The 23,177-nt window shown below is 71.6% G+C and carries 13 protein-coding genes, 4 tRNA genes and 8 pseudogenes; 10 read left to right on the plus strand and 15 right to left on the minus strand.

Features of this window, described 5'->3' with window-relative positions; genetic code table 11:
- Nucleotides 1-161 precede the first annotated feature (161 nt).
- Nucleotides 162-1,304: an acyl-CoA dehydrogenase family protein gene (locus ACIQBJ_RS33400; protein ID WP_400718308.1), complete on the plus strand. Its 1,143-nt coding sequence runs from the start codon at nucleotides 162-164 to the stop codon at nucleotides 1,302-1,304.
- Between the two features lie 68 nt (nucleotides 1,305-1,372).
- Complete coding sequence (locus tag ACIQBJ_RS33405) at nucleotides 1,373-2,134, plus strand: SDR family NAD(P)-dependent oxidoreductase (RefSeq protein ID WP_400718310.1); 762 nt, start codon at nucleotides 1,373-1,375, stop codon at nucleotides 2,132-2,134.
- 49 nt (nucleotides 2,135-2,183) lie between these two features.
- On the opposite strand, the gene ACIQBJ_RS33410 is transcribed toward ACIQBJ_RS33405, so the two are convergent.
- The 8 genes from ACIQBJ_RS33410 to ACIQBJ_RS33445 form a co-directional block, all read right to left on the minus strand.
- Nucleotides 2,184-3,392: a ribonuclease inhibitor gene (locus ACIQBJ_RS33410; RefSeq protein ID WP_400718312.1), complete on the minus strand. Its 1,209-nt coding sequence runs from the start codon at nucleotides 3,390-3,392 to the stop codon at nucleotides 2,184-2,186.
- A 52-nt stretch (nucleotides 3,393-3,444) separates the two neighbouring features.
- A tRNA-Cys gene (locus ACIQBJ_RS33415) sits at nucleotides 3,445-3,517 on the minus strand.
- Between the two features lie 47 nt (nucleotides 3,518-3,564).
- Nucleotides 3,565-3,637 (minus strand) — tRNA-Trp (locus ACIQBJ_RS33420).
- Nucleotides 3,638-3,663: 26 nt separating this feature from the next.
- Nucleotides 3,664-5,124: an SDR family NAD(P)-dependent oxidoreductase gene (locus ACIQBJ_RS33425; RefSeq protein ID WP_400718315.1), complete on the minus strand. Its 1,461-nt coding sequence runs from the start codon at nucleotides 5,122-5,124 to the stop codon at nucleotides 3,664-3,666.
- Nucleotides 5,125-5,182: 58 nt separating this feature from the next.
- Nucleotides 5,183-5,256: transfer RNA gene (locus tag ACIQBJ_RS33430), tRNA-Ser, on the minus strand.
- An 11-nt stretch (nucleotides 5,257-5,267) separates the two neighbouring features.
- Nucleotides 5,268-5,341, minus strand: a tRNA-Ala gene (locus ACIQBJ_RS33435).
- A 67-nt stretch (nucleotides 5,342-5,408) separates the two neighbouring features.
- Complete coding sequence (locus ACIQBJ_RS33440) at nucleotides 5,409-6,161, minus strand: alpha-ketoglutarate-dependent dioxygenase AlkB (RefSeq protein WP_400718341.1); 753 nt, start codon at nucleotides 6,159-6,161, stop codon at nucleotides 5,409-5,411.
- 61 nt (nucleotides 6,162-6,222) lie between these two features.
- Nucleotides 6,223-7,461 carry a hypothetical protein gene (locus tag ACIQBJ_RS33445; RefSeq protein WP_400718317.1) on the minus strand — a complete coding sequence of 413 codons (1,239 nt, stop codon included), beginning with the start codon at nucleotides 7,459-7,461 and terminating at the stop codon, nucleotides 6,223-6,225.
- Between the two features lie 354 nt (nucleotides 7,462-7,815).
- Here ACIQBJ_RS33445 and ACIQBJ_RS33450 point away from each other — a divergent pair, with 354 nt between their 5' ends.
- Both ACIQBJ_RS33450 and ACIQBJ_RS33455 read left to right on the plus strand, forming a co-directional pair.
- Nucleotides 7,816-15,141, plus strand: a complete 7,326-nt coding sequence (locus tag ACIQBJ_RS33450) for a LamG-like jellyroll fold domain-containing protein (RefSeq protein WP_400718319.1) — start codon at nucleotides 7,816-7,818, stop codon at nucleotides 15,139-15,141.
- Nucleotides 15,142-15,253: 112 nt separating this feature from the next.
- Nucleotides 15,254-16,261: pseudogene (locus ACIQBJ_RS33455) on the plus strand (AMP-binding protein); the annotation flags it as partial.
- A gap of 214 nt (nucleotides 16,262-16,475) precedes the next feature.
- Here ACIQBJ_RS33455 and ACIQBJ_RS33460 read toward each other — a convergent pair.
- From ACIQBJ_RS33460 to ACIQBJ_RS33480, 5 genes and pseudogenes are all read right to left on the minus strand, one after another.
- Nucleotides 16,476-16,610: pseudogene (locus ACIQBJ_RS33460) on the minus strand (hypothetical protein); the annotation flags it as partial.
- Nucleotides 16,607-16,780: pseudogene (locus ACIQBJ_RS33465) on the minus strand (DUF6879 family protein); the annotation flags it as partial. The pseudogenes ACIQBJ_RS33465 and ACIQBJ_RS33460, both read right to left, overlap by 4 nt.
- The gene (locus ACIQBJ_RS33470) at nucleotides 16,734-17,015 is read right to left on the minus strand and encodes a hypothetical protein (RefSeq protein WP_400718322.1); all 282 of its coding nucleotides are present in this window, start codon (nucleotides 17,013-17,015) and stop codon (nucleotides 16,734-16,736) included. The pseudogene ACIQBJ_RS33465 and the gene ACIQBJ_RS33470, both read right to left, overlap by 47 nt.
- A 128-nt stretch (nucleotides 17,016-17,143) precedes the next feature.
- On the minus strand, nucleotides 17,144-17,512 hold the full coding sequence (locus tag ACIQBJ_RS33475; protein WP_400718343.1) for a hypothetical protein: 369 nt from the start codon (nucleotides 17,510-17,512) through the stop codon (nucleotides 17,144-17,146).
- Nucleotides 17,513-17,517: 5 nt separating this feature from the next.
- Nucleotides 17,518-17,781, minus strand: a complete 264-nt coding sequence (locus ACIQBJ_RS33480; protein ID WP_400718325.1) for a hypothetical protein — start codon at nucleotides 17,779-17,781, stop codon at nucleotides 17,518-17,520.
- Between the two features lie 214 nt (nucleotides 17,782-17,995).
- Here ACIQBJ_RS33480 and ACIQBJ_RS33485 point away from each other — a divergent pair.
- Both ACIQBJ_RS33485 and ACIQBJ_RS33490 read left to right on the plus strand, forming a co-directional pair.
- Nucleotides 17,996-18,070, plus strand: a pseudogene (locus tag ACIQBJ_RS33485) (zeta toxin family protein); the annotation flags it as partial.
- 26 nt (nucleotides 18,071-18,096) lie between these two features.
- A pseudogene (locus tag ACIQBJ_RS33490) lies at nucleotides 18,097-18,648 on the plus strand (zeta toxin family protein); the annotation flags it as partial.
- Here the strand turns inward: ACIQBJ_RS33490 and ACIQBJ_RS33495 are convergent.
- Nucleotides 18,611-19,435 carry a SitI3 family protein gene (locus tag ACIQBJ_RS33495; RefSeq protein WP_400718328.1) on the minus strand — a complete coding sequence of 275 codons (825 nt, stop codon included), beginning with the start codon at nucleotides 19,433-19,435 and terminating at the stop codon, nucleotides 18,611-18,613. The pseudogene ACIQBJ_RS33490 and the gene ACIQBJ_RS33495 overlap by 38 nt on opposite strands.
- Before the next feature lie 161 nt (nucleotides 19,436-19,596).
- Between ACIQBJ_RS33495 and ACIQBJ_RS33500 the strand changes: the two are divergent.
- From ACIQBJ_RS33500 to ACIQBJ_RS33515, 4 genes and pseudogenes are all read left to right on the plus strand, one after another.
- A pseudogene (locus tag ACIQBJ_RS33500) lies at nucleotides 19,597-20,325 on the plus strand (IS5 family transposase); the annotation flags it as partial.
- Between the two features lie 146 nt (nucleotides 20,326-20,471).
- The gene (locus tag ACIQBJ_RS33505) at nucleotides 20,472-20,969 is read left to right on the plus strand and encodes a hypothetical protein (protein ID WP_400718330.1); all 498 of its coding nucleotides are present in this window, start codon (nucleotides 20,472-20,474) and stop codon (nucleotides 20,967-20,969) included.
- Between the two features lie 239 nt (nucleotides 20,970-21,208).
- Nucleotides 21,209-21,367: pseudogene (locus ACIQBJ_RS33510) on the plus strand (IS5/IS1182 family transposase); the annotation flags it as partial.
- A 55-nt stretch (nucleotides 21,368-21,422) separates the two neighbouring features.
- A pseudogene (locus ACIQBJ_RS33515) lies at nucleotides 21,423-22,375 on the plus strand (transposase family protein).
- A gap of 355 nt (nucleotides 22,376-22,730) precedes the next feature.
- Here the strand turns inward: ACIQBJ_RS33515 and ACIQBJ_RS33520 are convergent.
- Nucleotides 22,731-23,177 carry a hypothetical protein gene (locus tag ACIQBJ_RS33520; protein WP_400718332.1) on the minus strand — a complete coding sequence of 149 codons (447 nt, stop codon included), beginning with the start codon at nucleotides 23,175-23,177 and terminating at the stop codon, nucleotides 22,731-22,733.

Genomic DNA, 23,177 nt, shown 5'->3' on the forward strand with positions numbered 1-23,177 from the left:
CGCACCGCCTCACCGTCCCCACCGACCGCAGCGGCCGCAGCGGCTCCGCCCGTTCGCCCGGGTCCGCGGTGCCGCCGTTCCGGGGATGCCCAAGGCCGGGGCCTCTGCGCTACGCTGACCGGTACTGACGTACCGCTTTGCGTACCGCTTGGAGCCGGAACATGGCCGTGGATCGCTTGCTTCCCACCGAAGAAGCCGCCGACCTGATCGCGTTGACCCGCGAACTCGCCGACAAGGAACTCGCCCCGAAGGTGGATTCCCACGAGAAGCAGGAGCGCTACCCGGAGGGCCTGTTCACGCTGCTCGGCCAGGCCGGGCTGCTCGGGCTGCCGTACCCGGAGGAGTTCGGCGGCGGCGCGCAGCCGTACGAGGTGTACCTGCAGGTGCTGGAGGAGCTGGCGGCGCGCTGGGCGGCGGTCGCGGTGGCCACCAGCGTGCACACCCTGGCCTGCCACCCGTTGAACGCCTTCGGCACGCCCGAGCAGAAGGAGCGCTGGCTGCCCCGGATGCTCGCGGGCGAGCTGGTCGGCGGCTACAGCCTGTCCGAGCCGAACGCGGGCTCCGACGCGGCGGCGCTGACCTGCAAGGCCGAGCCGGTCGACGAGGGCTACCGGATCACCGGCACCAAGGCGTGGATCACGCACGGCGGCAAGGCCGACTTCTACGCGCTGTTCGCCCGTACCGCACCCGGCCCGCACGGCGTGTCGTGCTTCCTGGCGCCGGGGCAGGTCGAGGGGCTGACCTTCGGCGCGCCCGAGGAGAAGATGGGCCTGAGCGCGGTGCCGACCACCGCCGCGTACTGGGACGGCGCGCTACTGGAGCGCGAGCGGCTGATCGGCGCGGAGGGCCAGGGCCTGCCGATCGCGTTCTCCGCGCTGGACTCCGGGCGGCTCGGCATCGCGGCCTGCGCGACCGGGCTGGCCCAGGCGGCGCTGGACACCGCCGTCGCGTACGCCAACGAGCGCACCACCTTCGGCCGCCGGATCGTCGACCACCAGGGCCTCGGCTTCGTGCTCGCCGACATGGCGGCGGCCGTCGACTCGGCCCGCGCCACCTACCTGGACGCGGCGCGCCGCCGCGACCTGGGCCGCCCGTTCAGCCGGCAGGCCAGCGTGGCCAAGCTGATCGCCACGGACGCGGCGATGAAGGTCACCACCGACGCGGTGCAGGTGCTCGGCGGGTACGGCTACACCCGGGACTTCCCGGTGGAGCGGTACATGCGCGAGGCGAAGATCATGCAGATCTTCGAGGGCACCAACCAGATCCAGCGCCTGGTGATCAGCCGCCAGTTCGCCGCCCGCTGACCCGCTCCCCCTCGTTTCCCGACAGTTCGTCACCACCCGATACCACCCGATCGGAAAGGGCTTTCCGCATGCAGCTCTCCGGCACCGCCGCCCTGGTCACCGGCGCGGCCTCCGGCCTCGGCGCGGCCACCGCCGCCCACCTCGCCTCGCTCGGCGCCCAGGTCTACGGCCTGGACCTGCCGAAGGCCGTGGAGTCCGCTCCCGCCCAGCCCGAGGGCGTCACCCTGCTCGGTGCGGACGTCACCGAGGAGCAGCCGGTGCGCGAGGCGCTGGCCCGGATCGCGGCGGACGGCCGTCCGCTGCGGCTGGCGGTGAACTGCGCGGGCATCGCCCCGTCCGCGCGGATCGTCGGCCGGCGCGGCCCGCACGACCTGGAGCTGTTCCGCACCGTGCTGAACGTGAACCTGGTCGGCAGCTTCAACGTGATGCGCCTGGCCGCCGAGGCGATGACCGGCCAGGAGCCGGACGGGAACGGGCAGCGCGGCCTGGTCGTCAACACCGCCTCGATCGCCGCGTTCGAGGGCCAGGTCGGCCAGATCGCGTACGCGGCCTCGAAGGCGGGCGTGGCGGGGATGACCATCACCGCGGCCCGCGACCTGGCGCAGTTCGGCATCCGGGTGGTGACCATCGCCCCGGGCATCGTCGACACCCCGATGATGGCGGGCTTCTCCGACGAGGTCCGGGACGGCCTGGCCGCCACCGTCACCTTCCCGCAGCGGCTGGCCCGACCCGAGGAGTACGCCCGCCTGGTCGGGATGGTCGCCGACCACGACTACCTCAACGGCGAGACGATCCGGATGGACGGCGCCCTGCGGATGTCCGCCCGCTGACCGAGCGAAACGCCCACCGCACCGCACCCCGAGGCGAATTGACGACCCGTCAGTTCTGCGGGGGCGTGGTGCGGTGGACGCTGCGGACTGCGGCGACGTCGGGGGCCGGGACCGGGGCCGGGACGTCCGCGCTCAGCGCTCCGAGGCGGCGGACGATGCTGCCGGCCACGCCCTTGCCCAGCAGGTAGCGGGTGGGGGTGGCGGCGCCGGCGGCGTGGTCGAGCAGCCGGTGCGCCTCCCGGCTGCGCACGCCGGTGTTGCCGAGGACCAGGTGGCCGAGGCGGTGCGGGGCGGCGGCGAGCGCGGCGCCGATCCGGTCGGCGGCGGCCAGGTCGATCCGGTTGTCGGCGGCGGACAGCGCCCCGGCGGCCCGGACCCGGCCGAGGTCGAGCAGTTCCACGCCCGCCGTGGCGGCGGCGGCCACCAGCTCGGCCGCCGCGTCCGGCCCGATGCCGGAGCTGGCCAGCGACAGGCGGCGCAGCCGCCCGTGCGGGGCGGTGCGCAGCGCGGCGGCGAGGGTGCGCGCGCCGGTGTCGCCGAGGCCGGCGGCGGAGGCGTACAGCTCGTCGGTGCGGCCGGCGGCGATCAGGCGGGCGAGCGGTCCGGCGCCTTCGGGGCCGAGCGGGTTGCCGCCCAGGTAGAGGCGTTCGAAGTGGCGGTCGCCGGTCAGCAGGGCGTCGACCAGGACGGCGAGTCCGGTGGCGTCGAGGCCGGTCTGCACCAGGTCGAGGGTGCGCAACCGCTCGACGGCGGCGACGAGTTCGGCGGCGGCCTGCCCGGCGTGCAGGCCGAGCGGGTTGCGCTTGAGCCAGAGCGCCCGGACGGTCTGCGGGGAGGCCCGCAGCCGGTCGGCGATCCGGCAGGCCCCGGCGGCGGTGATGCCGTTGCAGCCGAGGTAGAGGGTGCGGACGGGGACGTCGGCGGTACGGGCGGCGAACGCGTCGGCCCCGTCGTCGCCGAGGCCGTCGGTGCCGAGCAGCAGGTGCCGGACGGGGAGGCCGTCGCCCTCCGTACCGTCCGCACCGTCCGTGCCGCCGTGGCGCTGGGCCGCGTCGGCGAGCGCGTCGGCGACCAACCGGGCTCCCTCGGGGCCGAGTTGCTGCTTGCACAGGTCGAGCCGGCCGTCCGGGAGCGCGGTGCCGGACGGGAAGTCGAGGCGCTGCCCGGTGGCGGTGCCGGTGCGCAGCCAGGCGAGCAGCGGGGCGAGTCGGTCGACCGGGCGGGGGACGACGGACGGGACGCCCGCGAATTCGCTCACCACTGGCGCTCCTTGTGCTCTCCGCCCCGGGGACGGGGACGGGGACGGGGTGTGGGGCCGGCCGGATTCGAACCGGCGTCCTCCGGCTCTGCAGGCCGACGCATCTGCCGCTGTGCTACGACCCCACGACGCGCCTCGGCCGCACCGGCCCGACGCTCCCCCTCGGGTGCGACGGGGCCGGCCGGAGTCGAACCGGCGTCCTCCGGTTCTGGAGACCGGCGCATCGGCCGCTGTGCTACGGCCCCGTCGCGGACGATCGTAGGGGCGGCGGTCACCACTGCGCCACCTGATAGTCCTTCAGGAAGACGCCGGAGAGCGGCTCCCCGGCCTCGCCGCGGACGATCGGGTCGTAGACCCGGGCGGCGCCGTCGACGATGTCCAGCGGGGTGCGGAAACCGCGGTCGGCGAGGCGGGACTTCTTCGGCGCCGGGTTCTCGTCGGTGATCCACCCGGTGTCGACGGCGCACATGTGGACGCCCCGCTCGGCGAGTTCGGCGGCGCTGGTGCGGGTGAGCATGTTCAGCGCGGCCTTGGCCATGTTGGTGTGCGGGTGGCCGGCGGTCTTGTTGCGGACCTCGAACCGGCCTTCCACGGCGGTGACGTTGACGATGTAGCGGGCCGGGCGCGGGGAGGCTTCCAGCAGCGGCAGCAGGCGGTCGCAGAGCAGCGCGGGCGCGAGGGCGTTGACCAGTTGGGTCTCCAGCACCTCGGCCGGGTCGAGGCCGCCGAGCGTCGCCGACCAGGAGTTGCGCGGCGCGGCGTCGGGCAGCAGCCCGGCCTCGTCCACCGCCGCCACCGCCACCGCCACCGCCCCGGACCTCGGCGAAGGTGTCGACAGCGGGCCCGACCCGGTTGCGCCGAGGGCGAGTTCGGTGACCGGCCAGGCGGCGGTCAGGGCGGGCATCGGGCGGAACCCGGGGGCGTGTCCGACCTGCGCGGGGACGGGGCCGTGCTCCCCGGCGGCGAGCAGCGCGTAGGACTCGGGCGGACGGCGCAGGGTCTGCGCGGCGTTGTTCACCAGGATGTCCAACGGGCTTCCCTCGGCGCGCAGTTGCTCGCACAGGCCGAGGACCTGGCGGGGGTCGCGCAGGTCGATGCCGACGATCCGCAGCCGGTCGAGCCACCGCTCGCTGCCCTCGGCGGCGGTGAAGCGGCGCAGGGTGTCGTGCGGGAAGCGGCTGGTGACGACCAGTTCGGCGCCGTCGCGGAGCATCATCAGGGCGAGCTGGAAGCCGATCTTGACCCGGCCGCCGGTGAGCAGGACGCGGCGCCCGGTGAGGTCGGTGCTGAGGGCGCGGCGGGCGGTGTTGTCGGCGGCGCAGTCGGGGCACAGCCGGTGGTAGAAGGCGTCGACCCGGTGGTAGTGCCGCTTGCAGACGTAGCAGCGCTGGGGGCGGTGCAGGACCCCGACGGGGGCGGAGACCTCGGCCAGCGGAGCGTCCTCCCGGCGGTCGGCGCCCCCGGTGGCGGTGGCGGCGATCAGCGCGGCGTCGGCCCGGGCCACGTCGGTGCGCCGGTCCCGGCGACGGCGGTGCCGGCCGTCGCGGACGAAGGACTCGGCGGTGCGCTCGGCCCGCAGCCGGACGGGATGGTCGACGGGCAGGGCCCGGAGCCGGCTGACCGTCCGCTCGAAGGCGACCAGTTCGGCCTCGTCGAGGCCATCGAAAGCACCGAAGGCACCGAGGGTGTCGCCGGGAGTCTCCTCGGGGGCGCTCGACAGGGGCGTGCTCATCGGGCGGTCCTCCAAGCAGGACAGGGCGCGGAAGGGGCAGGGGTGGGGGACGACGCGACGGGCCCGGCCGGATTCGAACCGGCGTGCTCCGCATGAGCAGTGCGGCGCGTCTTCCTCTGCGCTACGAGGCCCGTCGTCGGACCTCCCGGGGGCCGGATTCGAACCGGCGTGATCCATCTTGCGAAGATGGCGCGCCTGCCTCTGCGCTACGCCCGGGAGGTGTCACGGATGCTATCCCGCTGCCGGGGGCGGTCGGCAAACGCTTTCCGCCCCCACCGCAGTGGTCAGACCGGCGGCAGCAGGTCGCTCGCACTGACGCTGTGCGCCAGCGCGGGGTAGCGGAAGTCCGTCTCGTTGTTCTCGCGGCGGCGCAGCCGGTAGAACTCGCGCTGCTGTTCCTCGTCCGCGAGGGTGAGGCGGGTGCCCTGCGGGAGGCGGGCCTGCCCGTCGCGGTACCGGAGCAGGGTCTTCGAGGTGCGGAAGGTGACGCCCAGCCACTGGTTGTCGGGGGCGGGGGCGGGCGTGTCCAGGACGATCCGGTGCTTGAGGCGGCGGTTGGCGGCGACGGAGAGGACGACGACGCTGTGGTGGTCGAGCGGGATCTCGAACTTGGCGCCGCCGTCGGGGTCCTTGGGTTCGACGAGCAGGGTGCGCGGCGGGCCGGCCTCGGGGTCGCGGTAGCAGGAGAGGACCGCGATGTGGGATTCCTCGGCGAGGTCGAGCGCCTGGTCGGAGTGGGCGCCCATGGTGGTGTACGCGCTGGTGTAGCACTCCAGCAGCGCGTTGTTGAACTCGGCCGGGAGTGCGGCCAGTTCGCGGATCTGCCGGGCGAGGCGCAGGTGCACCGGGCGGAAGGTCCGGGCGGGCGCGCCGTACCGGGTGGTGGTGCGCACCAGGGGCACGCCGCCGGTGGCGTCCGGCCGGGTCAGGACGGTGCCGCGCCGGCCCTTGCCGAGTTCCTCCAGTTCGGCGGAGCCGAGCAGTTCGGCGAACAGGCCGGGTTGGGCCGCCTCCGCCGGGAGCGCGTACCGGACGATCTCCGCCCGGCCCGTCGGGTCGAAGGGTTCGGGTTCACCGGGTTCACCGGGTTCACCGGGTTCAGAGGCTCGGAGCACGGTAGTCCCCGCTGTTCATGCTGAACCGGAACCCGTCGCCGTAGTCGACGAAGGACGCGCTCCGGTTCTCCTCGGCGTAGCGCTCGCGCAGTTCGGCCAGACCGGCTTCGGTGGGCGGCTCCAACTCCACGAGTTCTCCGGCCCGTTCGATCAGGGTGCGGCCGTCCCGGTGCACGGCGGGGGTGGCGGAGCAGCGCACCACGTAGCCGAGCCGGGTGGGGAGCAGTTCGGCGTCCAGGGCGGCGGGGCGGATCTCGTGCGCGTACCGGCGGTTGGTGGAGAGCGGCATGAAGAACACCGAGCCGGGGTGCAGGGTGACGGTGAACTGCTCGGGCAGCCCGTCCGGTTGGTCCGTTCCCGTCGTCTCCTTGCGGCGGAAGTGGAGTCGGGTGAGCGCGCTGACGCCCCGCGCGCCGTAGTCGTAGGGGTCGTCCCCGGCGAGGGGGTGGAGGCGGTCGAGTCCGTCGTAGAAGGTGCAGAAGGCCATGATGCCGTTGGCGGGCATGTCCTTGGTCTTGTCGGCGTGGGCCGAGATCCTGGCCTTGGTCTGCTTGCGGCCTTCCGCGGCCGGGGTGTTGTGGTACGTCTGGGCGAGGACGTGGTTGAGCGGGGCGTGGTCGCGGAACAGCGCGTCGGCCTCCCGGTTGAGGGCGTCGACGATCCGGGTGTCGGTGGGGCCGAAGTTCTCGGTCGGCCCGGAGAGGTTGGTGGAGCAGCGCAGCAGCCGGAAGCGCAGGTCGTCGCCGTCCTGCTGGACGGGTGTCAGGTAGATCCCGCTGCGGTGGGCGGTGCCGGGCTTGGTGGACTCGGTGAGGGACTGGAAGGCGTGTTCGGCCCTGATCCGGTCGAAGTGGCCGCCGTCGGGCGCGAAGAACCGGGGGTAGTACGCGCCGAGGCCGTGCACCCGGCGCGGCACCCGGCCGGGGCCGACCGTCTCGCGAGGGGTGTCGTCGCCCGCTCCGTCCGCGTCCTCCCGGACGGTGAACACCCGTGCGGCCGTGGCCAGTCGGCGTTCGTCGGCGGGGGCCGGGGCGCCGCAGAGGTAGACCGTCCGCCCGGCGGGGTCGACGGCGCCGGAGGCGAGGTCCTCCGGGGTGGCGACGGTGCCGGGGAAGTCCCGGGCGAGGGCCCCGCCCGGTCCGTCCGGGGAGCCGACCAGGAGCACCCCGGCCTCCTCCAGGCGGGCTTCGACGCGGACTCCGGCCGGACCGGTGGTGGACATCGACATCGCTCCCTGTTCCCTGCCGCGTGCTTCCGGGCCTTCCGGACCTTCCCGGCCTTCCGGGCCCGCTCGGCGGAACGCCCGGCACGGAGCGTACCCGCCGCGGCGGTACCACGGCGGTATCGCGGTACCGCCGCGACCGGTCGAGCATCCGGCGGAAAGGCCCATGGGCGGAGTCCGGCCATTCGATAGTGCGTTCAAGCCGTGTACGACGTGAGTAGTTCCGGAACCTCCCCTTCACCTTGAACGCACATGCCAGACTCGCTGACGCTCCGTCAGGAGAGACCCGCACACTCGCCGCCGACCCCGGACCGCACGGTCCGGGGTCGGCGTTCCATGCCCGGAAGGGGAACAGTGGCAGCTCAGGAGTCCTTGCTCAAGATCTACGGTGACCGGTCGTACCGGCACGTGACGATGGCCCGGCACCAGGGCACGACCATCGCGTTCGCGATGGACTCGTCCCGCCGGATCGTCTACTCCGTGCTGGACCTGGCCGGCCAGCAGTCCAAGGGGGACGCGGACGCCGCGTACTGGAGCGACAACCCGGCCGAGCTGGTCCTCCCCCGGGAGCTGGCCGAGGTGGGGTTCGCCGTGGTCGGGGCGACGGCGATGCCCACGGTCAAGCGGGGCGGGGCCGAGGCGGCGGCCGACGAGCGGCCGTTGGACAGCGAGATCGACCCGTACCTGTCCACGACCGCGCGGTTGACTGCGGACGCCCCGTTCCACGTGGTGTCGGACGGCACGTACGTGGTGGTGCTGCGGCAGTCGATCGGCGACCCGCACCCCGACGCGGTGCACAAGCTGACCGGCGGTGGCTGCTCCGCGAACGCCGCCCGCACCGACTACGTGCTGAGCGGCACGAAGAAGGTGCCGCTGGTCCGCGACACCCTGCTGTGCGACCGCTTCCTGCTGGTGGACGGCAAGCTCAAGCCGGTGCTGGAGGTGCGCTACAAGCGCAGCCGGCACGCCACCCGTCCCGCCTCGGCCAAGGACACCCTGGGCACCGAGGACATGGAGGGCCGGCCGTTCTACGAGCCGACCCAGGAGCTGTCGTTCGTCCGGAACCTGACCCGCGGCCGGTTCGCCGCGGTGCTGGTGCCCACCGCGGTCGGCGGTGCGCGGCGCTGGCAGCTGTTCGCCCACAACGACGCCACCGGGAGGATCGACGGCTTCAGCGTCGAGCAGGGCGTCCAGGGGCTGTTCAACACCCAGGGCACGCGGTTCTGGACCAGCCCGGACCCGCTGTACCGGGACGCGGTGTTCGAGCGCAGCCCGGGCACCTGCCCGTTCACCAACCAGGACCTGGTGCCGGTGACCAGCACCGAGGGCCACGCGGAGACCGCGCTGGGCCTCACCGGCGCCAACGACGCGCACGTCGACCTGGGCGACCCGGCGGCGCTGCGCTTCGGCGGCAGGGCGTACTCGATCGAGGCGTGGATCAAGCCCACCGCGTACGACCGCCCGGTGATCTCCCGGGGCGGGGAGTACCGGCTCGGCCTGGACGCCAACGGGGCGGTGCGCCTGGCCCACGAGGGGGCCGCGACGGCGGTCGTCTCGGTCGACACCGTTCCCAAGGACGTGTACACGCACGTCGCGGCCACCTTCGACGGGACGACCGCGAAGCTGTACGTCAACGGCAGGCTGTCCGGCAGCGGGGCGATACCGTTCACCCCGGCCACCGGCGTGAGCACCCTGATCGGCAAGCAGGTCTCCGGCACCGCCGCCGACCTCTTCGAGGGCGACGTCGACGAGGTGCGGGTGTGGGACCGGGTCCGGTCCGCCGCCGAGCTCACGGACGACCTGAACCACCGCCTGATCGGCAACGAGCCGGGCCTGACCGCCTACTACCGGTTCGACGAGGGCTCCGGGACCACCGCCTACGACCAGACCGACCGGGCCCTGCACGGCACGCTCAAGGGCGACGCGAAGTGGACCGGCTCGGACGCACCGGTCGGCGACCACCCGGGGGTGCGCCGCGACAGCTTCGTCCTCAAGGGGCGCACGGTCGAGTCCGGCATGTCCGCCGTGATCTACCACCAGCAGGAGAACGTCTCGGCCGGCTACCGGTCCGACCCCAAGCCCGCCAAGCGGCAGGCCCGGGTGCTGCTGGCGTTCGCCGCCAAGTACGGCCAGGAGCCGGCCCTGGTGAGCCTGGACTTCGCCGTCGGCCGCGACGGCCGGCTCACCCAGGTGCCCGACGTACTGGACCCGGCGGTGCTCCGGCGGCCGGTGAAGGGCCAGGACTCCGAACAGGTCAGCGCCCTGCAGCAGTTGATCCGGCAGCTGGAGCCGGAGGTGGCCGCCCTGCCGGCGGAGATCACCCGGCTCGCGGCCACCGCCGGCCAGGTCGCCTACTGGCAGGGCGAGCACGACCGGCTGCTGCCGGGGTTCGACAGGCTGGAGCGGCAGTACCTCGCCGAGAAGGACGTGCCGACCGCCTGGAACTACGCCCTGGAGGTCAAGACCCCGCGCGAGTCCGACGGCCAGTCGCTGCGGTACTTCAACGCCCCCATCCACACGTCGGTCATCGTCGTCCTCGCCTCCATCCGTTCGACCTGGCGGCTGGAGGCCACCGGCGAGAGCCAGAACGGCAAGCCGTTCTACTGGCTGGTCGGCAACAACGTGAACAACCTCGACCTGCACAGCTACAAGAACGGGTCGGCGCAGAACACCGTGCTGGACACGATCGTCCGCGAACCGGGCAACCACTTCGCCCAGTTCCAGCTGACCGCCGAGGGCGAGTACACCCGCCTCGTCAACCGGGGCAGCAAGCTCGCACTGGGCATGCCCGCCTCGTTCCCGGCCGCCGTCCCGGTCCAGTCGAGCGAGTGCCTCACCGGCGACTCGGGCCTGATCCGGATGGTGCCCGTCTCGCTGCGCTCGGGGGTGGACACGGCCTACCTGCAGGCCAAGCAGGAGATGGACAACGCGCGCCAGCGCCTCCAGGAGGCGAAGACGGCCGCGCAGCGGGTCGCCGAGCTCCAGCTCGTTCTGACCGGCAAGCAGGCGCAGTTGAAGGACGCCCAGGAGAAGCTGGCCCGCCTGTCGACCGCCCTGCAGGGCGACGACGACCTGACCGTGGCGATGCCGCTGATCTCGGTGGACACCACCGGGCTCAGCCTCTCCGGCGGCCTGCTCGAATTCGCCCGCGGCACCGACCGGCCCGCGCTGCTCGACAGCGGCACCGGCAACGTCGTGCTGTACTTCCGCGGCGCCAACGAGCAGTTCTTCGCCGTCTACTACGACACCGCCGTCACCCGCGGCACCCAGCGGCTGACCGGCAACGGCGGCACGCTCGGCTTCCTCGCCCGCGACCCGGGCGTCCTGCTGGACAGCGCCGTCATCAAGGTCTCCGACGGCGACGCCCCCGGCCGCTGCGACCTGACGGTCACCGTCGGCGGCGACACCGAGACCTGGCGCTCGCTGCCGCGCAAGGCCGAGCAGCTGGCCGCCGCCCTGGCCGGGCAGTCCGGGCAGCCGGTCACGGTCGGCACCGTCGCCCGGGTGACCGGCAGCACCGTGGAGTTCACCGCGGCCACCACCGTCGCGGTCGCGGCCAAGGCCCACCTGCAGATCGGCGCCAACGGGTACGCCGCGTCCGCCGACGCCCCGGTCGGCGCCAAGACGCTCACCCTCACCGGGGCGGGAACGGCGGTCAGGCCGGGCGACACGGTCACCGCGGTCGGCTACGACTGGGCGCGCGCCGAGTCCACCCGGGTGGGGGTCCTGCTCTCCGCCGGCTCCCGGCTGGTCACCCTGAGCACCGGCGGCGCCACCTCCGTGCCCAACGGCACCGCCGTCCTGGTGACCGGCGGCCGCGGCTGCCGGTGGCGGGCCGAGATGCCCGGCCGGGCCTTCCTGTTCGACGGCAAGGACCAGTACCTGACGCTGCCCGCCGCCCAGCAGAAGAACGCCGTCCCCGCCGGCGACCTGACCCTGGAGGCCTGGGTCAACCCCGAGGCCGGACAGGGCCGGATCGTCCACGGCCGGACAGACGGGTCGGGATACTCGCTGGGACTCGCCGAAGTCGGGCTGCCGGTGCGGCAGTTCGTCGGCCAGAGCAGGGAGGTGCTGACCAATTCGCTCGACCTGTCCAACCGCGACTTCACCATCGAACTGTGGGCCAAGCGCAGCCAGGCCCGCGGCCGCGTCGAGCCGCTGCTGTTCCACGGCGCGCCGGAGGGCCGGGTCGACCAGACCCTGCACCTGTGGATCCACCCCGACCAGACCTTCTGCTTCTCGCTGTACGGCGACGACCTGAAGACCACCCAGGCCTACCCGGACCTGGAGTGGCACCACTGGGCCGCGGTGTACAAGAGCGCAAGCCGCGAGCAGCTCCTCTACCGGGACGGCGTCGAGGTCGCCCGCCGGACCTCCACCGGCACCTACACGGGCAACGGCCCGCTGGTGCTGGGGCAGTTCCCCTTCTCCGGCGACAGCCTCGACGGCCAGATCGACGAGGTCCGCGTCTTCGGCCGCGTCCGCACCCCGCAGGAGATCTCCGCCCAGCGCCACCAGCGGATCTCCGACCGGGAGCCCGGCCTGCTGGGCCACTGGACCTTCGAGGGGTCGGGCAGCCCGGCCTCGCCGATCAAGGGCTACCAGGTGGTCGCCCGGGTCGGCGACCGGGTCCTGCGGTCGGCCAGCCGCTTCCCGTGCAGCGAGTGGGCGCACCTCGCCGCAACCTTCACCCAGGCCTGGGCGCTGCGCCTGGACGGCGGCGAGGGACTGTCGGTGGCCTCGCAGGACTCGCTGAACGTCCTGGAGGACCTCACCATCGAGGCGTTCGTCCAGATCGACAAGGTGGGCGCGCCGATGGCGCTGGTCACCAAGGGCACGGCCGTCAACGGCGGCCGGGAGGGCGTCCCCTACCAGTTGGGCATCCTGGCCGACGGCCGGGTGGAGTTCGCCTTCGCCGAGGCCGACGGGAACCCCGTCCGGTACGTCTCCGACCGGGCCGTCAAGGCCGGGGCCTTCCAGCGGATCGGCGTGGTGCGGCAGCGCCGCAAGACCGAGGTGTCCGCCGCCACCGGCACCCAGCCGGCCAACGCCGGCCAGCCCGAGCAGGACATCCGCTTCTACCTCGACGGCTCCCTGGCCGGCAGTTACGTCTACGGCGGCCCGGGCGCGCAGTCCAACAGCAGCGCCCTGGAGATCGGCCGGGGTCTGAACGGCGTCCTGTGCGAGGTGCGGCTGTGGAGCTCCGCCCGGACGTTCAACCAGCTCGGCCAGCCGGTCGCCGTCCGCGAGAAGGGGCTGCTGGCGCGCTGGGCCTTCGAGGAGAACGCCGGCAACACCACCCTGGACACCTCGGGCTCCTTCCCCGCCAAGCTGCGCGGCGCCCGCTGGACCCGCGACGTCGACCCCCTCGCCAGCCCGCTGCGGCTGTACCGCAACGGCGAGCCGCTGCTCGCCACCACCGCCCCGCTCCCGGCGGACCTCCTCCCCTTCGGCGACCCGCAACTCACCCTCGGCGCGCGGCTGGAGGGCGGCAAGCCCACCGACCTGCTGACCGGCACGCTGGAGGAGGTGCGGATCTGGCGCACCGTCCGCACCCGGGAGCAGATCCTGGACAACCTGTTCACCCGCCTGCGCGGCGACAAGCAGGACCTGCTCGGCTACTGGACGTTCGACCGGGACTCCACCGCCGCCGCCACCACCTCGGTGCGCGACGAGGGCCTGCGCGGCAACAACCTGGCGTTCTCCACGAAGCGGCCGAAGATCCTGCTCTCCACCGCGCCGGTGTCCACCGACACCGCGCAGGTGCGCTCGGCGCTCGCCGACGTCCGCACCCCGTTCCACGACACCGTCGCCGGCGCCCCCGCCGCCTCCGAGTACGCCGACCTCCAGTTCGACGCCAAGGGCGAGACGCTGGGCGTGCTCAAGCGCTGCTACGGCTTCGTCCGCGACGGCCGCTGGCACCTGGTCACCGGCTACAAGGTGGGCGACCTGACCACCGAGTGGGTCGGCCAGGCCCAGTTCGACCCGCAGCTGATGGGCTACATCGAGGGCGCCCCGCCGGTGCCCTCGGAGAACCTCACCGACAAGCCCGACGGCTTCCCCGCCGCCTCCTCGGTGGAGTTCACCGAGGCCGACCAGGTGGTGCACAGCCTGTCCGCCAGCAGGACCCGCAGCACCAACACCGCCTTCAACGTCTCGTTCGGCTTCGAGACCGTCGCCGACGTCATGACGGTCACCGCGCCGCTCGGTGTCGGCACCGCGAGCCCGCTGGCCGAGGGCCAGCTGCTGATGGCCGCACAGGCCGGCCTGGAGTTCTCCAACACCTGGAGCGAGGACACCACCGTCAGCCAGGGCAGGAACACCGCCCGGAAGACCAGGCTGGAGCTGACGGGGTACACCGAGGACCCCGCCAAGGTGCTGAACTCCGCCATCGGCCCCCGGTACGTGCCCGCCAACACCGGCATGGCGCTGGTGCAGTCGCAGACCGCCGACGTCTTCGCGCTGCGCCTGGCGCACACCGGCGCGCTGGTCGCCTACCGGATGCTGCCCAACCCGGACATCCCGGCGGACTGGAACATCGTCCACTTCCCGATCAACCCCCGCTACACCAAGCAGGGCACCCTGGACGGCGCGGTCGGCTTCGACGACTACGGCAAGGTCACCGACCCCGACTACCCCACCGCCACCCACTACGGCGAGTACAGCTACTTCAAGCCGCGCGACGCGTACGCGCTGAAGCGCCGGATCACCCGCGACCAGCAGCGGCTGCAGGCCTACTACGAGTCGATCTCGACCGAGGTCGGCCACGACTCGGGCAACCCCGCGGCCGAGGCCCAGGCCAAGGCGGTGCTGCGCTCGATGGGCATGTCCGCCGAGCTGCAGAGCCCCGGCAGCCCCGGCGGCAGCGCCACCGCCACCGGCTTCTCCCACCGGGACCTGGTCAACACCTACGTCTGGACGGCCCAGGGCGGCTTCTTCGCCGAGACCACCGAGGCCACCGACGCCGTCAGCGAGACCACCTCCGGCTCGTACAACTTCACCTACTCCTACGGCGGCAGCTTCGACCTGACCTTCGGCGCCCTCGGCCTCGGCTGGGCCTTCCACCTCGACGCCTCGCGGGGCGGCGGGTTCAGCACCACCCGGGCCAAGAGCAAGGAGGCCTCCCGCAGCTTCGGCCTCGACGTCCAGTGCGCGCCCTCGAACGACCTGCAACGGCGCGACAGCAACGGCAAGCCGCTCTACGACACGGCGGGCAAGCCGGTCCTCGTGCCGGGCAAGGTGGACGCCTACCGCTTCCTCAGCTTCTACCTCGGCGAGAGCAGCGCCAACTTCGACGACTTCTACCACAAGGTCGTCGACCCGACCTGGCTGCAGGGCAGCAACGCCCCCGACGCGGCCGCGCTGCGCCAGACCCGCCAGAGCTCCGCCAAGCCCCCGTGCTGGCGGGTCCTGCACCGGGTCACCTACATCAGCCGGGTCCTCGCCCCCGTCCCGCCGCCCGGCGCACCGCCGCTGGAGCGGGCGATGCGCACCGAGAACATCGCCAGCAACTACGAACTGATCAAGCGCCTCGAACCGTACGTCCGCCCCGCCGCCACCAGCTCGGCCAACCTCGCCGCCGCCACCCGCGACGCCCTCACCGCCCAGCTGCCCGAACTCCTGCCCCACGCGGCCGAGATCGCCGAATACCTCGGCCACTACTTCGGCATGGACAACTGACCCCCGCCCGGCCCCCCGCCCCGTCGGGGGGCCGGGCCCGCCCCCGTCCCAGGGCCTCCCGCGCCCTGTGTCGCTCTTGACCGGTGATCAGCGGGCTGGCAGCGTGCGGGACATGCCCGCTCGACGGGACTCCACCGCGTGCCGCGGCTTCCGGGCGGCGCGCGACCACCTACTGCGCACGCGCGGCGACCTCGACGCGGCCCACGACTTCCCGCGTCCCGAGGGTGAGCACTTCAACTGGGCGCTGGACTGGTTCGACGTCGAGGCCGCCCAGCACACCGGTGAGTTCACGCCGGACGGTGGGACCCGGGCCGAGGACCCGCTGCTGCTCTACTTCACCTCCGGCACCACCAGCCGCCCCAAACTCGTCCAGCACACCCACCGCTCCTACCCCGTCGGCCACCTCTCCACCATGTACTGGATCGGCCTGCGCCCCGGCGACGTCCACCTCAACGTCTCCTCCCCGGGCTGGGCCAAGCACGCGTGGAGCAACTTCTTCGCCCCCTGGAACGCCGGCGCCGAGATCCTCGTCGTCAACCAGCCCCGCTTCTCCGCCCGCCCCCTGCTCGACGCACTCGTCCGCCACCGGGTCACCTCCTTCTGCGCACCCCCCACCGTCTGGCGGATGCTGCTGCTGGAGGACCTGGAGCAGTGGCGGCCCCCGCTGCGCGAACTCGTCGGCGCCGGCGAACCCCTCAACCCCGAAGTCGTCGAACGCATCGAACGCGCCTGGGGCGTCGCCCTGCGCGACGGCTACGGACAGACCGAGACCACCGCCCAGATCGGCAACACCCCCGGCCAACCCGTCAAACCCGGCTCCATGGGCCGCCCCCTGCCCGGCTACCGCGTCACCCTCGTCGACCCCGTCACCGGCCAGGAGATCACCGCCACCGGCGTCGACGGCGAACTCTGCCTCCCCCTCGACACCAACCCCCTCGGCCTGATGACCGGCTACCAGGACGACCCCGAACGCCACGCCCAATCCATGGCCGGCAACCGCTACCACACCGGCGACGTCGCCCAACGCGACACCGACGGCCACTACACCTTCGTCGGCCGCGCCGACGACGTGTTGAAACACATACCCCCAGGGTCCCTACTGTTCCATATGGAGACAGCCACCTGACCTGCACAAACAACAGGAGCCCGGCCCCCGGGGCCGGGCTCCTGCGTTCCACGCCACCCTTGACCAGCGATCGGCGAGCCAGCAGCACGCGAGCCGTTCCCGCAGCCGACAACGAAGCGGCGGCCAGGTACAGGCAGGAAGCACTGCACAGGTCGTTGCCCGGCAGCAGGAGGTCGGAGACCTGCGGGCGGTGCAGCCAGCGCACCTGTTCGCCGAGCGCGACGTTGTGCCGCTCGGTGATCGCATGCTCCCACCGGATGTAGGCGCTGACCGGCTCCAGACGACCCGGGCCCGACGAACCTGCACCCCGCGGCCGACCGTCTCCCGCACCAGCGCCGCCCAGGCCGCGTACTCCCCGGGCAGGTCATACTCCTCGGACCGCTCGACCGGCAGGCTGGCGCTCCAGTCGGCGAACATCGCATCCTCCCCGTAGGAGTCGCGCATCTCCAGGTGGCAGGCGGAGCGCTCAGCGCTCCTCAGCAGGGCGCCGAAGTCCGGCACGCTCGGCGTCATCCCACACCTTTCGCAGGAAGGGGATCATGCGGATCGGGATCCGGACGACGCCCTCGTGGTCCGGCACGCCCGCACCGTGGCCGGGCGCCCACTCGGTCTCGCTGATCTCACGGAGCAGTTCCTCGTCGGGCAGCCAGCCCTGGACGACGATCTCCGCCTTCTCATCCTCCAACCACACCGTCGGCGAGCCCCCGTTGGGCGAGTTCGGGTCGATGCCCGTGAAGCGTAGTGCCATGACCGCTCCTTGTGCCAAGCCGGTTGCGAGTCCTTGCGCTCCCACCGCCGTTCCGCACGCCTGACGAACCGTCAAGGGCGTGCGGGCCGCAGCAGGCTCCGGACGGGGGCACGATGCCGGGTCGGCAGCTACGGGGTGAGGTCGATGATCCGGACCGGCTCGCTCTTCCAGCGGGCGGGGTCGACGGTGGCGACGACGGCGCCGGCGGGGCGTTCGGGGGTGGGGGCGGCGGCGTAGCGGGTGTGGGCGAGGGCCCAGGTGGTGTCGTCGGCGACGGCGAGGGCGGCGGGGAGGTCGAGGTCGAGGACGGTGAGCGCGGGGAGGGCGGCGAGGTGTTCGACGGTGCCGGGGCGTTCTCGGTCGGCTTCGACGAGGGCGCAGGTGGTGGCGTAGAGGTGCCAGCCTGCTTCGGCGTGGGCGCGGTGGATGAGGCGGGAGGCGAGGAGGTTGCCGCGGCCGGCGGCGACCATGGCGGTGTCGTCGAGGACGACGTGCATGTCGCTCACGCGGCGTCCGTCTGCGCCTGGGCGAGGCGGCGGTCGAGTTCGGCGTCGAGGTCCGCGGTCCGGTCGGCGTCGGGGTCGTAGCCGTTCCAGGCCTGGAGCTTCTCGCGGGCCTGCTCGGCGCGCTCGGCGCGCTCGGCGGCAGTCAGCTGGGTCTCGGCGAGGCGGGCCAGGTAGGCGCGCAGCGACATGTGCTCGCTGGCGGCGAGCGCGGCGAGGCGGTCGCGGGTCTCGGCGGGGATCCGCACGTTGGCGTCGGCCATGGTGCACCTCCGTAATCTCAGGGCGGGTACGGGTACGTACCCGTACCCGCTACAGTAGCAGCGCCCGGACGGCCCGCTCCGGACCGCTTCTCCGCTGGTGCGGACAGACCCCTCGACGGGGGTGCCGGTGGCTGCGCAGGACGGGGTGCTGAGCGGGGAGGAGCCGGGTCGGGCGTTGGCCGGGGCCGTCCTTCCGTCCGCAACTGCGGGCGCGGTGCCGCAGCTGCGGCCCGTCGCGGTGCTGGTCGCAGGTCCCCCGGGCAGCGGCAAGACCACCGTGGGGGACATGCTGCAGGCGGTGCGGACCGGCGCGGCAAAGCGGTGCGGATCGGCAGCGACCTCTACAAGGACGCCCACCCCGCCTACCGGGCGCTGCTGGAGAGGGACGTGGGCACCGCCGGGGCCGGGGTCCGGGCGGACGTGCGCCACTGCCAGGCCGTGGTCGAGGAGCACGCCCGCGCCCGCCGGCTGGATGTGCTGGTGGAGACCGCGCTCGCCGACGTCGGCGAGGCCCGGGCGCAGGCGGCCGTGTACCGGGCGGTCGGGTTCCGGGTGGAGGTCGTCGCGGTCGCGGTACCGCTGGCGGTCAGCCAACTCAACGTGCTCCACCGCTACCTCGCCCCGGCCGGTAACGGTCCAAGGCGGTGGGTGTCCTGGGCCAACCACGACGAGTGCGCCCAGCAGCTCGCCCGCGCCCTGGACATGCTGGAGGTCGAACGCCTGGTCGACCGGATCACGGTGGTGCAGCGCGATATCGACCTCATTACGCACGGTCTTCGTGGACGACAAGTATGCCGTCAGTCCACGAAGACCGTGCGATCGCATCTTCCTAGAGGTGGTGGCTCTCGCGCCGGTAGGGCTCCTTGATCAGGGACAGTCTGCGTTCGGGCCAGAGCGAGGGGCTCTCGTGGAGGATCAGATCACCGCCCCGGCGGATGAGCCAGGCCGTCTCGAAGTTGAAGGCCAGGACCATATCGGCGGATATGTCGTCGAGAAGGGCCGCCGCGAGTACGACAATATCTTCCTCCTGGGGAGAAGCAGGCCTCTCCCTGTCGGGCTGAATCCACACCTCGACAGAGGGGGCCACCCCCGTATTCTTCTTCGATGATATTGAATGGCTCGGGGTCATGGGCCAGGACCCAGATCTTTGCGCCGCACAGCATGTGAGCCGTGCCTCCGCCGAGGAGTTGCCCCGGGTCGAGCCGGTCCGGGACGAGCCATTTCTCCCGAAGCAGGCGGGAAATCCTGGATGCGGCTTGGCCCACGGATTCGTCCGCGTCCAGATATATTCTATGCTGAACAGACATTTTCCAGCTCCTTCCGGATTACCCCGCCAGGGGGTCGGGAATATTTGGATGAAGTTCCCCCGGCCATCCTGCACCACGACCTGCTGGAGATTAGTGATCTTCCACTTCTTGAACTGGCCGATCAGCTCCGGGATATTCCCCTTCGAATCAGTGGCGTTCACGATCACACGGAAGGCTTGCCTCTTGTCGGCCTTCCCCTTGACTTCCGTCCAGATGGATCGAAAATCGGCCGTCCAGGGAGCGTAGCAGTCGGTGATGTACCCCTCGATCCGGTAGTCGGGGCCCCTTCCAGGGTCGAGGCCGACGTCCTGCGGGTTTTTCACCGGGTCGGCCTTCTCCTTCTGCACAACTTTGCATCCCTACTTGGCCCAGTAGTCGACCGTTTCGTTCTCCCGGGTGTGCGACCGGATGGTCTCCGCATCGTCGCTGGCAAAGATCTCTTGCGATTTTCCGGTCGGCTTGAGGCTCGAGTCGGGCGCCCTGGAGGGCTTGAGGGGAGTGGCAGTCCGGCCGGCCGCCCGAGCACGAACTGCGCAACCTGCTGGGTGCGATCCTCTACGTGGACCGCACCGGCATCCCCCGGCGCCACCTCCCGCACGACCACCCACCCTGGAAGACGGTCTACGCCTACTTCGCCCGTTGGCAGAAAGAAGGGGTGCTCGAGCAGCTCAACGGCCTTCTCCGACGGCTGGTCCGTGCTGCCGAAGGACGCGCTCCGGAGCCGACAGCCTGCATCATCGATTCACAAAGCGTGAAGACCTCCACGAACGTTCCCGCCGCCACGCAGGGCGCCGACGTCGGGAAGCGGATCGTCGGCAGGAAGCGCAACATCGTCACCGACACGATCGGTCTACTGCTGATGGTGCTGGTCACCGCCGCCAGCGTGCAGGACAACGCCGCCGGCCGGCAGCTGCTGACCGCGATCGCAGCCGAGCACCCGGCCGTCGACAAGGCCTGGGTCGACATGGGCTACAAGAACGCCGTCGTCGAACATGCCGCCACTCTCGGCATCGACGTCGAGGTCGTTCGACGCGACCCCGCAACCAGGGGATTCGTCGTCCAGCCTCGGCGCTGGGTCGTCGAGCGGACCTTCGGCCGGCTCATGAACCACCGCCGCCTAGCCCGCGACTACGAGGCGCTCCCGGCCCGCTCCGAAGCCATGGTGCACGTCGCAATGATCGGCCTCATGACCCGCCGCCCCACCGGCGAGACCACCCCGACCTGGCGCGGAACCTGACCTCCAGAAGCGGGGGGAAGGGCTCGGTGAGACCGTTCCCCGGCTTGATTCCGCAATTTGGCTACCGCTAGATTTGAACGTGTTCAAGTCTAGGGGGTTGTGATGAGTGACGAGACCGTGCCGCGCTGGCCGCGACGAGTGTCTGCGTGGCCGCAGCGCCGTGGTGGACCGCGGACCTCCTGGTGGCCGGGGACGGCCTGGGCATCTCCCTGGTTCTCAGCTGGGTACTGGCGCCGATAAGCGCCATACCCCTCGCGGCGCCCGGCCGCGCGGGCTTTCGGCTGGCCTGCTTCCTCGTGGCACCGGCCGTCGGCGGCTGGTTCCTGCTGACCCTGTACCTGGACAGGCTGGTGCCGGTGGCGCCGCTGCTGCCCGTCTTGCTCCTACTGCTCGCTGCCGGACACCTCGTGGGTCGCCCAACGCCGGCCCCCGGCCGACTGGCCGGCGGCTGCGCGGCGGCCCTGGTGGCCGGGCTCGCCGTCCTACTCCTGCTCCCGCCCTTCACGACCGTGCCCGACCAGTACGTGGCGGTACTGCGTCCTGGGGCCCGGCCCTCGGACGCAACCTCCAACCCGTACTGGACCAGCTCACCACCGTCCGGCCTGGCGTCGCAGTCGGCTACTTCCGCACGGGCGACCGACTGATCGTGAACTTCGACCCGCAACAGCCGGAGACCGCGCTGCGACGGGTGCAGGACGCCATCGCCACGGTGCCCGGCGTGGCCGAGGTACACCTCTGTCGGCCACTGCTCGGCGAGTGCTGAGCGGATGGTTGCCCCCGGCTCAGGGCCGCGTCAGGGCATGGCGAGCAGAAGGCCGCCGACGGGGTGACTGTCCGCGCTCGTTGGTTGTGATCAGCGGTCAGGCCCGACGTCTGCCGGGTCGTCGAGCGCAGTCTCGGCCAGCTGATGAACCACCGGCGACTGGCTCGCGACCATGAGGCCCTTCCCGCTCGCTCCGAAGCCATGGTCCACGTCGCGATGATCAACCTCATGACCCGCCGATTCACCGGCGAAGCCACCCTGACCCGGCGTGGAACCTAACGACCTCGTGCATGGTTGGCCGCGGCCTGTGAGCGAGTGGCTCGTTGGACCAGACGTGGTGGGGACAGCGGCACGTGGGTTGATCATCTCAGAGCGTCGGATCACCGGCCTGTCGCAGGTGGTGATCGCTGATCTGGTGGCCGAGTTGGGGCCGGTGTGGCAGGCCCGGCGTGACGCCGAGCTGTGCGACCGGTCGCGGCGGCGGGCCGTCGGCGCCGGAGCGAAGTACAAGCTCGTCTTCGTCGACCGGCTCCTGGCCACACTCGTCCACCTGCGCCACCCACGACGTTCTGGCCTGCTGGTTCGGTGTCGACCGCTCCACGATCACCCGCGCGATCGGCGAGATCCGGCCGCTGCTGGCCGAGCGCGGCTGCCGCATCGTACCGGGCCTGCGGCTTCGCACCCTCGCGGACGTGATCGCCCATCTCGGCGCCACCGGGCGGACCGGGATCATCGACGCCACCGAGATCCGGGTCCGCCGACCGGCCGCCCACCGCGGTGGCCGCAACCGCTTCGTCTCTGGCAAGAGCCGCACGAACGCGATGAAGGCGCTGGTGGTCACCGACGACCGCGGCCGGCTGCTGTTCTGCGGCGAGGTCCGGGCGGGTTCCGTCGCCGACATCACCCAGGCCCGTGATGCCGGCCTGGTCGACCTGCTCGCCGACACGATCCATTTGGAGATCCTCGCGGACGCCGGCTACCAGGGACTGGCCGCCCAGACCTACGGCCAGGTCGTCACCCCGCCCCGAAAACGCCGCGGCAAGCACCTCGAGCACCTCCAATGGCTCATGGCCCACCACGAACAGGCCCGCTTCGAACACTCCTCACGCCGCATCCCGGTCGAACACGGCATTGCCCACCTCAAGAACTGGCGCACCCTCGCCCGACACCACGGCCACCGCCACCACCTGCCCGACAACAGTCCGAGCCATAGCCGGACTCCTCTCGGACCAACAGGCAGTACACACAAGGAAGTTGCTCGCCCTCCCGGCAGGACGAGCTGCCTGATCAACAGACGCATCACCCGCCAAAGACGACCCACTGCCAACCATGCACGAGGTCGTAAGCCTCAAGCCCCGGGACGAAACGCCCAGTGAAGCCATGGTCCACGTCACGACGATCAGCCTCATGACCCGCCGACTCGCCGAAGAGAACACCCCGTCTGGCGCGGAACATGAGCCCCCGGGCCAAGGAATGAAACGCCCAGCCAGCAACACTCTCCGTGCCCCGACAGACGAGACGGCCGCCCCGACGACGGCGAACCGCTCCTTTGTCCGACGCCCGCCCGCTGACGCTGCCGTCGACCATTATCATCAAAGCGGCGGGAAGCCCCGCCAGGAATTCCTGGCGGGGCTTCCCGCCTTCAGGAAAGCAGCTCCTTGCGCGCCACAGAATACGAGGGTGAATTTTCCGGGATCATCTCCGCCATTCTATCAAAGAATTCAACTCCAGCAGCCTTAAGGGCTGAAAGGAAATCCCCTTCGGTAATCCCGACCTTCTTTGTCGAGCCCCCGAATTCAGAAGAAACAATAACCAGGGATCCCTGCCTCCTGAAAGAGAGGTCAATCGGCTGATCCGGGAAGCTGATCGACGCACTCCCCGACGCCTTCAGGAGAGGTACCATGTCGGCAATATAAGCCCACAATTGATCGACATAGTCCCATTCATCAAGCCCAACAATCTCGACTCCGTCGATGCAGATCCGAATAGCCCCTTCGACATAGTCGGGGTCGAACAGGCGAGCTCGATGGTCCCCCACCTGCGCGAATGACCCATCTTTGTTTCTCAGAAAAGTCTCAATCTCAATCAT

It is taken from the genome of Kitasatospora sp. NPDC088391, assembly GCF_044753345.1.
Lineage (GTDB): Bacteria > Actinomycetota > Actinomycetes > Streptomycetales > Streptomycetaceae > Kitasatospora.